The following is a 12747-nucleotide window of genomic DNA, read 5'->3' on the forward strand; positions in this document are numbered from 1 at the left end:
AATTCTGGCACACGCATTAAAAACACCTTTGACATTATTGATGCAGCTGGCAAAAGACGACTACATACTGGAAAATCCTGAATTGCGGCAGACCATAGAAAGCCATGTAATCGGCATCCAGAATATTATTGATCGGGAATTAAAACGAGCCAGGGTTGCGGGTACCGCTGTAGGAGCCAAACAGGCTAAATTGAAACCTGAGTTTGAGGCATTGCTTAATACACTGGAGGCCATGTACCGGGATAAGCACATAGAACTTCAGTATGAGGTTGGAGAAAATTGTCCAACTGTCATGGAGCGCGAAGATTTACATGAAATGTTAGGAAATGTTCTGGACAATGCTTACAAGTGGGCCAGAAAAAAAATAAAAGTTGCAATAGACTGTAATGAAGGGCTTCGTATCTGTGTTGAAGATGATGGGCAGGGTATACCTCAAGAACAGTTAGATTTAATGATAAAACGTGGTCAACGATTAGATGAACAAACAGAAGGACATGGGCTGGGGCTGTCTATCGTCAAGGATATTGTTGACCAATATCAAGGCAATTTTAGTATGTTAAAATCTGAAACACTGGGAGGATTGATGACGACAATTTATATTCCGCAAACTATCACTGGAGATTAAATGGTTAAGCGATGAGGCATTATTGATTTGGAGACTGAGACTCAGGAGTTGATTGTGGAACAAACTCATAGTGTACGGCACCGTCATCGATGCTCATTGCGCCATAATAATGTAAGTCCTGCTGCAATATAGTGGTTGCCATTTCGTTTCCGTCGATAGTACTGTATAGCAGATTGTTGCGAATTTGGTAGGGGTTGCTGGCCTGTAAATCGCTATCATTTTCAGGTGTAGCTAAGGGATTCGTATACTGAAGTGTTCGGATTCCACTGTGATCATATATGCCAATATATTCATCGCCCGTAAACAAATCCTTGATCAGTATCTTGTTACCAACAAATAGTTGTATGATTTGTTCGGTAGAAAGAACTTTGGCGTTTTGTGATTTTAATAACGTGACAGTTAGTGGCGCTTTTACAATATCCCTAATTTCATAATTAACTACACCGTTGTCACTATCAATCGCCGCTAAATATCGATTGTCTAAACTGTAAATGACGCTGGCAATCGGTCTTCCCTTAAACTCAGTTTGCAACTTACCATCTTTGACAATGTATGCATCTTGCAAGGTTGAATCATCGAGGCTGCCAGAATCAACATTGGTTAATAGTCGGCGGCCATCTGCTTTATATATGGCTTCAAAATATTCTCCTGTTTCCAGATGTTCAAATACTATGGAATTATCAACAATCAGTTCAAGGATTTCATTGTTGTTGAGTTTTTTAGCGCCCTGTTTTTCTAACAACTCAGTTGTTAGTTTTTGCGCTTGAGCTATTGTAATTTGGTTTGGTTGTGCAGGTGTTTGGTTAACTGTTTCAGGGAAGGATTCAGGCGGTACGTCGGATTGATCTCCACAAGCGATTAAAAGGCTTGATAGCGCAGTTATTGTGATTACTGCAAGACGATCGAGGCTTTTGAACAAGATATTCCTGTTACAATAAAGCTGTTTAAATATATACATTTTTCCCTGAGTATAATTATTTGTATCGGATAAAGTAACTGGTGTTGGAGATTAGTTTAGGATATTTTTAGTAGTCTATTGCAATATTATGTATTTCCTGAGAGTTTTTCCATATACTTTTATTTGTATACTAAAATATATTCAGTAGTCAGTCTATAAATAGCTTTAACAGTTACGTGACAAAGTGTTAAAAAAGTAGTCTTTTTAAGAATGCCACAATGCGGATATTATTATGCTTAAATCTCATTTGAATGTACCGTTGCTAGTGTTGTTATCAATAGCAGTTTACTCTCAAGGAAGTGCAGGAGCGCCTGTTTATAAATCCAAAGACGCAGAGGGTAACGTTACTTACTCCAGTGAACCGCCAGAAGACGCTACTAAAGTAAAAGAAGTAGCTGTTCCTACCAGTCCATCTTCCGGTGGAGATTCAGTGGATGATATTCAGAAAAAGGCAGATGCGCTTGAAGAAGAAAATTTAGCCAGGGAAAAAGAAATTAAAGAGAACAAGGAAAGCAAGCAAACCAGTACAGAAGTAGTCGTAGAAGACCAGCCTGTATACCAGCATCGTCCCGTGATACAAAACAGACCAATTGCAAAACCGCCTACAGCAACACCATTACCGCAAGGTGGCGCAGCCAAAGGTGCAAAATAGCTAACATTTATTTCTCTATCATAAGTTTAAAATTATTTTAACTTAAATTGCATATCGCAAGTATAACCAGCAAACCTGTGACGTGTATTGTCGATCGCTACCATCATGGTGATCGCGAACCAGGCTTTTCTGGAAGTGGAAGCAGTGATTTATTAAACTGTAGCTACGACAAAATAATTAAGAGAACTTAGTGTGTATAAGGCGGGAGGGAACCTAAATCGCCATGTTGATACCACTCCACATATTTTAAACAATCAGGATCACCCTCGCCAGGCGCCCAGGTAGCGAAATCTTTATCAGCAAGTTTCATGTAGGGTCCTCTTTTGACCTCAAATAACACAGTGCCTGTTTTGAGCGAGGCAACGGTATGCCAGGTGTTAGTTGGAATTTCAATAGCGTAGATAGGGCCATTGCTGTCCAGGTTAATGCGATTTACCATCCTTCCGTCATCATCGAACGTGAGTACGATAGCTTTACCTTGAATGATTACAAACAATTCCCATTTATCATCTTCTGGATGACGGTGGGGCTGTACATAAGTGTCAGGCTCCATGGCATTTAATAAGCGCTGTACTGGGTCTGACAAAAGTGGATGAAGGTTATGATTTTTTCGCAACCGAGGGATATTCTGTGCCTGATCTGTTAATCGCTGCAGAAGATTTTGGTCAATAATTTTGGGGTTATTGCTCATGGGTTGTGCGATTGAAGTAAAGGTTGATCATTTGATACTAATGTATTCCAGGTATGATTATCAATGCTAATCCATACTAAAAATTATCTATATAACTATACAACGACAAAGCGATTTTTGCGTTCTATAGTTGTGGTATGGATATCAAATTAGACAAAATTACATTTGATCTATCAAGCCTGATCGTCTTTGTTATTTCATTTCTTCTTGGTGTTTATATACTCTACCATCTAATAAAATCGTTTGTTGAATTAATTTGATAGCAGGTATATAAGCTAACCGCTTAGATTTCATGCTTGAAGCGACGTCATTGCTAATCCGCAATTGGGATCAATTCATAGAAAACGGGCATCAAGCTATAAGAGAGGGATTATGTAGCTTGATGCCCGAAGTTGAGGGATGAATCTTTTAGTACGTTTCTATATCCAGCTTATGATGCCGTCAAAGGCGGTACCATTCCATTGTGGAATATATAAGCCACAACATATGCAATAGGCGCGATTACCACAAATAATGCAATGGCATACAGTACAGCAAGCTTGCCCATGCCTTTGAGTTTGCTGAAGTCGGTTATGACGCCGATCGCAACGAACGTTAGCATGAACATCATTTTACGCATTCCACCTTGTACTACCGAGGCACCCGACTTCGCAGCTCCCATCGCTTCCGGTGCCATAGTGGCTATCGCGATGTAGGTAAACCAGGCAATAAAGTAACCAAGTACAAATTTTGGAAATCGGAACCATATTTCTGAAGCGCCAACCGCTGCCTGGCCCGGCGTTCGTTCCACTTTGTAGACCCATATCATGGCGAGTACAAATGCCCACACACCAATAAACACATCGATCCAGATTTTGGTGAGTATGGCAGCGCTTAATATGTAATCTTCTGTCCAGAGTTCTCCTGTATTCCTGAAATTATTCGCGATCATCATTTCTTCGAGCATGGCACCCGCTGCTGCATCTGCCCCGTCTGTTTTGACGGTCATACCCATGGCTGCACCATTTACAATCGGTTGGTCAGGTGCAACGGCAGTGTAGAAGGCCGGTAGTGCCACCAATTCAATCATGGCGAAGATAACAATAAGCATCGATACCGCTATGGGTAAAATGGGTTTGGCCCTGATCGCGCCAGCGGTAGCAATGGCTGCTGATACACCACATATTGAGATACCTGATGACAGTACTGCAGATGCATCACGTTTGAGTTTGAATATCTTACGCGACATCGCGTAAACCAGAGGCCAAAACGTTAGATAGGCTACAAAGGTCGCGGCTGCCCCAGCGAGTGCCATATCCAGAATCAGGTTAAGTCCAGTGTCGCTAGCACCTGCCTGAATTTTCAGGGAGCTATCGATCCACATTTTACCCAGTTTGACACCGAGATAGACAATCGCAGTCTTAATAAACCATTCCGGTTTGGCGGCTTCTTTTAAGAAGTTGGCAAAACCTTTGAATAAATTACCGATGAGCAGCCCCACGAACAGGGCCAGCATGTATGAGAAACCACCGCCAAGCTGGAAGCCCCAGGACATGCGAATAGCGTTCTTGGACTTATCTACAGCCATCGCAGCTGTTTCTGCATCTGGTACCTGACCTCCCTTGACATCAACACCTAGCTCTTTAAGTGCTTTGTTAATTTGTTTAGTACATTTATTTACCTTTGTGGTGCAATAAACATTTTCGCCATATATTTCAGATTGCAAAACGGATTGACTGGTCTTCAGTGCTTTGAAGTGTGCTTCGTGGCCAATAATCCAGCAGGCCCATGTGATAAAAAATATGGCAGCAAAGCCAAGAAAAAACTTTTTCACATTTAACTTTTGGAAATATGCCCCGATACAGGTAAGGCCGGCAAACACTGCAAAGGTCACCAGTAGTGATACTAGTGGATGCATACCTTCATATGCTTTTCCTGCTTTACCGTGCGTCGTTGCCAGGAGTTTGCCCCAGGAAGGATTTTCCATGAAGCTGGTGATTTCCCAGGTTTTGGTTTTAGCCATCCAGCCTACCAGGTCTACCCCTGCGATGCTCATTAAGCCGGCGCCAAACAGTATCAACCCAAGCCATACTGCCCACCAATCTTCTGTCGAGAGCATTCCGTCATACCATTTACGATTTACCGCGGTCATTGTCGACTCCCCTTTAAATATTTAGTTTGTTATCCGAATCAGTGCGTTGAGGTTTCTCAAGCGCGACCTACAATTCAATGTCTAATAAACGATTGAAATAATGCGTATGGTACTGTCGAAGCCAGGTTGGGAATGTGTCGAAATCATATCCCATAAATACCGTTAACTTTTCGCCTTGCTGAAATTCTCCTGAATCTCGCAATGCGTTCATTAAGTTAGTATCTAAAGCTTCGAATGATTCCCCACGGATTTTGTATGAATCATTTGAGACGATCCATTCATCACCATCGTGGATAAGTTTAAGCACAACGTCTGCCCGCATAGTGATACCCCCGCGTGCGGTTTAATTACGCTTGTTTTTAGTGTCAGGAAAGAATAAATGTATTGACGAGATATCCCAGAATCACTAAGCCTACTGCCGCGATACTGACGCTATATACCACGAGTTTGGTTTCCCAGGTTTCCCAGGGCTCGGGTGTGCCTAGTAGTTCTTCTGCAGATGACAGTTCGTGACTTCTGGTTTCGTCGATAGACTCTTCAGTCGAAAAGGTTTTTGCTTCCGCCATGTACGTCTCCTCCGTTGTGGGCAACTATGCAAGCTTGCCAAAATAATTACGACTAATTATCTTTTTTAAGCTGCGACATCCTTGCCGGTACTGCCGAGTGCTGCTATTAGACGTTTCCCTAGTAAAGCTAAATGAAGCTGAGACTGCTTGTTAGTATTAAGAGTAGCTGATTGATTACCTAGGTAATCCTTACATTGGACAAGACAATGCCTTAATCGAATAAATAAAGTCAAACATTATATTAATAGATAGTTATATAGATTGTTGGTCACAAACTAGTTAATAAAAAAAATATACTGGAAAAACAATTGAGTGGCAGGAAGGGCGTTCAAAATTATAGAGTGATAAAAGTTCTATAAAAGTTTTTTTTGTTCCCATAGGAGTGCTTATGAAATAAAGATAAGCGATAACAGACTTAATTAATTTTTATAAAATGGATTATCCAGCGTAGTTATTCATAAATTGTTTGATGATGTAGTAGGGGGGTGAGACAGAGCTGTTGAAGATATAAATTACTGTATTCTTGCTGATATAGTTTAGATCTGGCTTAGTAATCCGGTTGCTCCTAAGAATCCTACAATCATCAGCAAAATGCCAATAAACATAAACTGTTTGGTATACAGTTCATCAGGTACTTCAATTCCGATCTTTTTGTACAATTCTGCCGCTTTCTGACCAATAGGTGCTCTTAGTTTGATCATGACAACGCCTAAAATAATGAATATCAGGCTTATGAAAGTGCTGGAAGAATTGTCCATGTTAACCTTTTACTATTGAATTAGATTTCAGAGCATTGCATCAAATCATTGTTTCTTTGTAAATGGAAGTACACCTTTCCAGGCGATATAACCAAAAAATAGCGACAACGAAAAAGGGAATACTAATCGTAATATATGAATAATTGCATCGTCTTCAGCAAACATGTTTTGTTGAAACAATACGATTCCCCGTAATAACACCAAAATGAACGTAGCAATTGCCAGCACACCAGCGCCGAGGCGTAACCACAATTTGGCAGGATTAACTGCATTACTTTCTGACATGTTTTTATTATTGTCTTAATTCGGATCAAATCACAAGTTGCAATTTGTTAAAAGGATGTAAATGGATAGTAGAGGTTGGATATTACATCTACAAATCAGATGAGCGGTGAGTGAATAAATTAATGTTAGTAGATTTTGTCCAATGTTAAACCAAGCATAATCACATAACAGATTGCGCCACCTATATGTGTGCCCAATGTTGCGGCGTGTTGCTGTTTTAATTCTTCCACTTTTTTATTGTAAAATTTGGTTATTAAGGCCAGGGCGTTGCCAAGTGAAAATGACAGGCTCAACATGAGTATTATGGCAAGCCACAGTGCTGGCTTGGATTGGGAAATCAATGCCATGGACGTAAATATCAGCAGGGCTAGTTGGGCTAATGCAATTTGTATTGTTTGTTCATTCATAATTAGTGGTTATTAATTGTTTGTACCTAATCTGCTGCAAAGTTGCATAATTTTTGCCATCTGACTGTCATTATCGACCCCTGTAGAACAGACTTTACCGGTATAAAATCGGGATTAAATGGTTTGTCCAAATTATCGAATTGCCTGGTTGGTATAGTTGATTGTTTCAGCACTAAATGTCTGTATGTTAAGCGCTGTAGAAATATTCAGAGAGATTGAATAGCCACCAATGAAAAAAGAAATAAATATCAATGAATTTGTATGCCGTAGTGCTCAAATTGCTTTACTGGAACGAATTCCGACATCGCTTAGAGCGGTATCAGCTTCATGTATTGGCAGAAAAATTATCTTACGCTGCATTTTTGATGGCGAGCCTGGCGCGACAGAAAGACAGTTGATATTGGAAGCCATGCGTAAATTTGAGTTTGATATGTTAGATAATTACGAATGCGAACTGGAAATAGTCGCTACTCCGGCACCCCGGAAAATGATGCATTTAAAAAACCTGATTTATTGGCGGTACGAAGCGTGGTAATCACCAAAGATTGAAGTGAACGTATTATAGTTTGACTTTCATCAAGCGCAGTTGAGCAAAATTAGTAACCGCTAACTTGTTGATAATTTGTTAATTATGGACACAGTGATTTAGATTACAAAAGCCCGGTTTGATGACCGGGCTTTTTTTATGTGGATTTGTTACCGTTCGATAGCTGTGCAGGAAATTACAATCGTTTTCCCCAATGCAATTTCGCGCGTAGCATTGCGTAGTAATCATAACTTTTAGGATGTATTAATCTTATCAAGTGCTCTTCGCGGGTAATGTGAATGCGATCTTCAGCCTGCAAACCAAGGTTAATTTGCCCATCACAAGTGACTTGAGCCTCAGCCTGGTTGCAGTCTTTAACTATTATTTTGATTTCACTGTCCGCATAAACCACCAATGGCCGATAAGACATCGAGTGGGGGCAAATAGGTACCAATACTATGGCATGTAAACTGGGATGTAATATTGGTCCGCCGCCTGATAGAGCGTAACCGGTTGAGCCTGTTGGCGTGGCGACTATAATGCCATCAGAGCGAGTTGTATTGATAAATTTGCCGTCAATATAAGTCTCGTATTCCAGCATGCGTGCGCCGTTCCACTTGTGAACAACTACATCATTGAAGGCGCTACTTTGACTGATTAGTTCGCCCTGGCGGAAAATTCGAGTATGGAGTAAACCGCGGGGTTCTTCGTCGTATTCGCCAGCGAAAATCTGTTCCAGTTTTTCTTCCAGGCCTTCCGGAGAAATATCGGTAAGAAATCCCAGCCGCCCAAGATTGACACCGAGTAAAGGCACATCATTGTTTACCAGACTGCGTGCCGCATTCAGTAATGTACCATCGCCACCAATTATGACAGCCAGATCCACTGTTTTGCCTAATGTCTGACGCTCCAGAATTTCATGCGGTAAATCAAGATCCAGTTCAGCCGTGATTTTATCCAGATAGACTTCATAATTTTTACTGACCAGATGGTTGCTCAGGTTCTTGATGGCGTCTATAACGCGATCGTCACCATGCTTGCCAATAATGCCAATTTTTTTGAAAGGAGTTTCCATTGAATTATTATTTCCTTTTATTACTGCAAACTAGAAGTCTTTAGTTTTTAAAGGATGATTATCACAACGAACTAGCGGATGTTGTACGAGATTGTCGATTCGCGGTACTACTTGAATAACATGCACTGCTTACAACGAATGAACTAGTACTGCAAAATTTCATCATAATAACCATCCAGTGGTTAATGGTTGTTGTACCGAGTGTTTCCTGACGCCATCCTGGCGCCCTATCTGATGGGAAACCGATACCAATTAATTACATGATAAATCAAATATAGCGCTGATTTCACTCTTTTTGAACACTGCTAAGATATTAGTTTAAAAAGGTAAATTCGTCCCAATTATAGGGTTAATTAGCAGGGTCTTGGCACCCGTACTTTGCCAATGCTAAAGTAGAGCTATTCGAGAGCCATAGCTTTTAAATCGATTTTTCGTATTATTCAACACTTGTGATTTTTTACTGTGACAGAGACTATTCTAAACGAACGCGCCCAGCACTTACTTAAAACATTAGTTCAATACTACATTCGGGAAGGGCAGCCGGTAGGTTCAACCACTTTATTACGCGAATCAAAGTTGGAATTGAGTTCCGCTACGGTTCGAAACGTAATAGCCGACCTGGAACGGCTTGGTTTAGTACGTTCTCCACACACTTCAGCAGGCCGAATTCCCACCGTGGAAGGCTATCGGATGTTTCTTGATAACCTGTTGACGGTGAAGCCAATGGGTGAAAAGGAAGTTGAGCAAATCAAGGTGCAATTGAATTCTGATGCAGATACCAAAGTGCTGGTGGAATCTGCGTCCTCGATGTTATCGGCACTGACGCGAATGGCCGGCGTGGTGATGCTTCCTGACAGGGAACAAACGCACATACGTCATATGGAGTTTTTACCCCTTTCTGACAGACGCGTGCTGGCAATCATGGTGTTCGATAAAGGCGAAGTGCAGAATAGAATTATCCACACCGAGCGAAACTACTCACAACAGGAATTGATCCATATATCGAACTGCCTAAATACAGAACTTGCTGGGAAAGATGTGAGTTTGCTGAGAGCTTCATTGGTAAAGCAAATGCAAGATGCCAAGGAAAAAATGGATCGCATCATGCTCAATGCCATAGAAATGGCACAACAGGTGTTTGATGATGAATCACCGACGCATGATTATATTCTAGCGGGTGAAACAAATCTGATTAAATACGATGAAATGGCTGATATCCCACGATTACGTCAGTTATTTGAAGCCTTTAACGAAAAGCGGGGCATACTCCATTTACTGGATCAATCGTTACACGCGCCTGGCGTGCAAATCTTTGTTGGGAATGAATCGGGATACGAAGCACTGGATGATTGCAGTGTTGTCACAGCGACTTACTCTGATGGTGACCATATCCTGGGTGCACTCGGTGTCATTGGTCCTACCCGAATGGCTTATGATCGTGTAATTCCGATTGTTGACGTCACGGCAAAATTACTTGGTACCGTTCTCAAGGAGCGTGGTTAGTTAGACCTTTTCCAATTGCAATTTTCTTCTTGAATCTTAAAATACAGCCCCAATATTATAGTGATCGTGTGGAATTGCTATAATGTCCCATATATACAATAAGTTACAAGCTATTCTTGCAGTGGTGTGCCAGCTTTAATTGGCGCCAGCGACCTAAAACCGGTCGTTTTGCAGGGAATGTTTCTCACTAAATAGATGTGTCGTACGGAGAGATTTAATGACAACTGACGAAAACGCAGTTTCAGAGCCTGAAGAAAAGGCTACCGCAGATGCAGATATCCCCGCCGCAAATCTGAAAGCGGATAAAACGACTCCTGAGTCTAAGCCATCTAAGAAAGAACTTAAACAAAATAAAGCCTTACAAGAAGAGCTTACGAAATTGCAGGACCAGTTGAAAAAAGCCGAGGACAAAGCAGCTGACCATTGGGAAGAATTATTGCGCTCCAAGGCAGATCTGGAAAATACTCGCAAACGCCTGCAGCGCGATGTTGAAAACGCACACAAATATGCCGTTGAAAAATTTGTCCAGGATTTATTGCCGGTGATTGACAGCCTGGAAATGGGTATTAATGCGGCCAGGGAAATAGACGCTGACATTCACAAAGTAAAAGAGGGTACAGAATTAACCCTGAAAATGTTCAACGACTGCGCCAACAAATTTGGTGTCGAAGCAATAGATCCTACCGAACAACCTTTTAATCCGGAACTACATCAAGCGATGTCCATTCAGGAAAGTAATGATTATGCGCCTGATACGGTCATTGCTGTGATGCAAAAAGGTTATTTGCTCAACGGCAGATTGGTACGTCCCGCAATGGTGGTGGTATCTAAAGCAGTGGAAAATCAAACGTCTTCAGACGAAAGCCAGGCCTCTGACGAAGAGAAAAAAATTGAGGCCGAAGGCTCGAATAAAGATGAAAATGCTTGAAAACAAAATGAATGACCCTACTTAGAGATTAGTTATTAACTAGATTACCAACAATTTTTCTTCGTAGAGAATTATTGGTACAGATACAGATACGTGGAGACCAGAAAAAATGGGAAAAATTATCGGAATCGACCTGGGAACAACGAATTCCTGTGTCGCAATGATGGAAGGTGACAAACCTCGCGTTATTGAAAACAGCGAAGGAGATCGTACGACTCCATCTGTCGTTGCTTTTACCAAAGATGGTGAGGTTCTGGTGGGTGCATCAGCCAAACGCCAGGCTGTTACCAATCCTACAGACACGTTATTTGCTATTAAGCGCCTGATTGGTAGGCGTTTTAAGGATGAGGAAGTACAAAAAGACATTTCTCTGGTCCCCTATAAGATAGTCGAAGCAGATAATGGCGATGCCTGGGTAGAAGCTGCAGGCAAGAAAATGGCGGCACCTGAAATAGCCGCTCGCGTACTCATGAAAATGAAAAAAACAGCTGAAGAGTATCTGGGCGAACCGGTAACCGAAGCTGTTATAACCGTACCTGCTTACTTTAATGATTCCCAGCGCCAGGCGACCAAAGATGCCGGTAAAATTGCCGGGCTCGACGTAAAACGTATTATTAATGAGCCTACTGCTGCAGCACTGGCCTTTGGTCTGGATAAGAAGCAGGGTGATCGTAAGGTTGCCGTGTATGACCTCGGCGGCGGTACGTTTGATATCTCTATCATTGAAATCGCCGATATTGATGGTGAGCATCAGATTGAGGTTCTTTCTACAAATGGTGACACTTTTCTTGGCGGTGAAGACTTTGACCAGCGAATGATAGATTACCTGGTTGATGAATTTAAGAAAGAACAAGGCGTGGATTTACGCAATGATCCTTTGGCATTGCAGCGTTTGAAAGAATCTGCGGAAAAAGCCAAGATCGAATTGTCTTCCGCGCAACAAACAGATGTAAATTTACCTTACATTACTGCTGACGCGACTGGCCCGAAACATTTAAATATCAAATTGACCCGTGCCAAACTCGAATCCCTGGTTGATGATTTGATTGCACGTACTATGGATCCCTGCAAAATTGCGTTGCAGGATGCCGGATTAAACGCCAGCGAAATTAGTGACGTGATACTGGTCGGTGGTCAATCACGTATGCCGAAAGTTCAGCAGGCGGTTAAAGACTTCTTTGGCAAAGAGCCACGCAAAGACGTAAATCCTGATGAAGCAGTTGCTGTGGGTGCTGCTATTCAAGGTGGCGTATTGGGCGGTGAAGTAAAAGATGTCTTACTGTTGGACGTAACACCGTTATCACTGGGTATCGAAACACTCGGTGGTGTAATGACCAAGCTTATTGACAAAAACACGACTATACCGACCAAGGCGCAACAGGTGTTTTCCACCGCGGATGACAATCAAACTGCAGTTACCGTGCATGTATTGCAGGGTGAGCGCGAAATGGCATCAGCCAATAAATCACTGGGTCGTTTTGATTTGTCTGATATTCCACCCGCACCACGAGGTATTCCTCAAATAGAAGTGGCTTTTGACATCGATGCTAATGGTATTCTCAATGTATCGGCAAAAGATAAAGCGACAGGTAAAGAACAATCCATTGTAATCAAGGCTTCCAGTGGTTTGTCAGATGATGAA

Annotated in this window: 15 protein-coding genes; 6 read left to right on the forward strand and 9 right to left on the reverse strand. The window is 41.7% G+C overall.

Translation table 11 applies throughout. The features are described from left to right. Window positions 1–625: ATP-binding protein (locus ACWVCM_RS12835; protein ID WP_455202154.1), on the forward strand; the 625-nt coding region annotated here is incomplete at its 5' end. A gap of 19 nt (window positions 626–644) precedes the next feature. Here ACWVCM_RS12835 and ACWVCM_RS12840 read toward each other — a convergent pair. Next, window positions 645–1583 carry a hypothetical protein gene (locus tag ACWVCM_RS12840; RefSeq protein ID WP_455202155.1) on the reverse strand — a complete coding sequence of 313 codons (939 nt, stop codon included), beginning with the start codon at window positions 1581–1583 and terminating at the stop codon, window positions 645–647. A 232-nt stretch (window positions 1584–1815) separates the two neighbouring features. Between ACWVCM_RS12840 and ACWVCM_RS12845 the strand changes: the two genes are divergently transcribed. After that, complete coding sequence (locus ACWVCM_RS12845) at window positions 1816–2235, forward strand: DUF4124 domain-containing protein (protein ID WP_455202156.1); 420 nt, start codon at window positions 1816–1818, stop codon at window positions 2233–2235. A 187-nt stretch (window positions 2236–2422) separates the two neighbouring features. On the opposite strand, the gene ACWVCM_RS12850 is transcribed toward ACWVCM_RS12845, so the two are convergent. From ACWVCM_RS12850 to ACWVCM_RS12880, 7 genes are all read right to left on the reverse strand, one after another. Further along, window positions 2423–2926 carry a WbuC family cupin fold metalloprotein gene (locus ACWVCM_RS12850; RefSeq protein ID WP_455202157.1) on the reverse strand — a complete coding sequence of 168 codons (504 nt, stop codon included), beginning with the start codon at window positions 2924–2926 and terminating at the stop codon, window positions 2423–2425. Between the two features lie 430 nt (window positions 2927–3356). After that, window positions 3357–5057 carry a putative sulfate exporter family transporter gene (locus ACWVCM_RS12855; RefSeq protein WP_455202158.1) on the reverse strand — a complete coding sequence of 567 codons (1701 nt, stop codon included), beginning with the start codon at window positions 5055–5057 and terminating at the stop codon, window positions 3357–3359. A 67-nt stretch (window positions 5058–5124) separates the two neighbouring features. Continuing rightward, window positions 5125–5379 (reverse strand): DUF5395 family protein, encoded by a 255-nt coding sequence (locus ACWVCM_RS12860; protein ID WP_455202159.1) that lies wholly within the window; start codon window positions 5377–5379, stop codon window positions 5125–5127. 43 nt (window positions 5380–5422) lie between these two features. Continuing rightward, window positions 5423–5623 carry a hypothetical protein gene (locus ACWVCM_RS12865; RefSeq protein WP_455202160.1) on the reverse strand — a complete coding sequence of 67 codons (201 nt, stop codon included), beginning with the start codon at window positions 5621–5623 and terminating at the stop codon, window positions 5423–5425. 536 nt (window positions 5624–6159) lie between these two features. Further along, on the reverse strand, window positions 6160–6324 hold the full coding sequence (locus tag ACWVCM_RS12870) for a hypothetical protein (protein ID WP_455202161.1): 165 nt from the start codon (window positions 6322–6324) through the stop codon (window positions 6160–6162). A 102-nt stretch (window positions 6325–6426) separates the two neighbouring features. Next, the gene (locus ACWVCM_RS12875) at window positions 6427–6666 is read right to left on the reverse strand and encodes a hypothetical protein (protein WP_455202162.1); all 240 of its coding nucleotides are present in this window, start codon (window positions 6664–6666) and stop codon (window positions 6427–6429) included. 125 nt (window positions 6667–6791) lie between these two features. Further along, window positions 6792–7073, reverse strand: a complete 282-nt coding sequence (locus ACWVCM_RS12880; protein ID WP_455202163.1) for a hypothetical protein — start codon at window positions 7071–7073, stop codon at window positions 6792–6794. Between the two features lie 229 nt (window positions 7074–7302). Between ACWVCM_RS12880 and ACWVCM_RS12885 the strand changes: the two genes are divergently transcribed. Then, a complete protein-coding gene (locus tag ACWVCM_RS12885) occupies window positions 7303–7608 on the forward strand; it encodes a hypothetical protein (protein ID WP_455202164.1) in 306 nt (101 codons plus the stop codon). A 187-nt stretch (window positions 7609–7795) separates the two neighbouring features. Here the strand turns inward: ACWVCM_RS12885 and ACWVCM_RS12890 are convergent, their stop codons facing one another. After that, window positions 7796–8674 (reverse strand): NAD(+) kinase, encoded by an 879-nt coding sequence (locus ACWVCM_RS12890; RefSeq protein ID WP_455202165.1) that lies wholly within the window; start codon window positions 8672–8674, stop codon window positions 7796–7798. Window positions 8675–9136: 462 nt separating this feature from the next. Between ACWVCM_RS12890 and hrcA the strand changes: the two genes are divergently transcribed. From hrcA to dnaK, 3 genes are all read left to right on the forward strand, one after another. Next, entirely contained in the window at window positions 9137–10177 is a 1041-nt protein-coding gene (gene hrcA, locus ACWVCM_RS12895) for a heat-inducible transcriptional repressor HrcA (RefSeq protein WP_455202166.1), read from the forward strand. 217 nt (window positions 10178–10394) lie between these two features. Then, window positions 10395–11105: a nucleotide exchange factor GrpE gene (gene grpE / locus ACWVCM_RS12900; protein ID WP_455202167.1), complete on the forward strand. Its 711-nt coding sequence runs from the start codon at window positions 10395–10397 to the stop codon at window positions 11103–11105. A 109-nt stretch (window positions 11106–11214) separates the two neighbouring features. After that, window positions 11215–12747, forward strand: a 1533-nt coding sequence (gene dnaK / locus ACWVCM_RS12905; RefSeq protein ID WP_455202168.1) for a molecular chaperone DnaK, incomplete at its 3' end; no start/stop codon positions are given.

The organism is Kaarinaea lacus, from assembly GCF_975902315.1.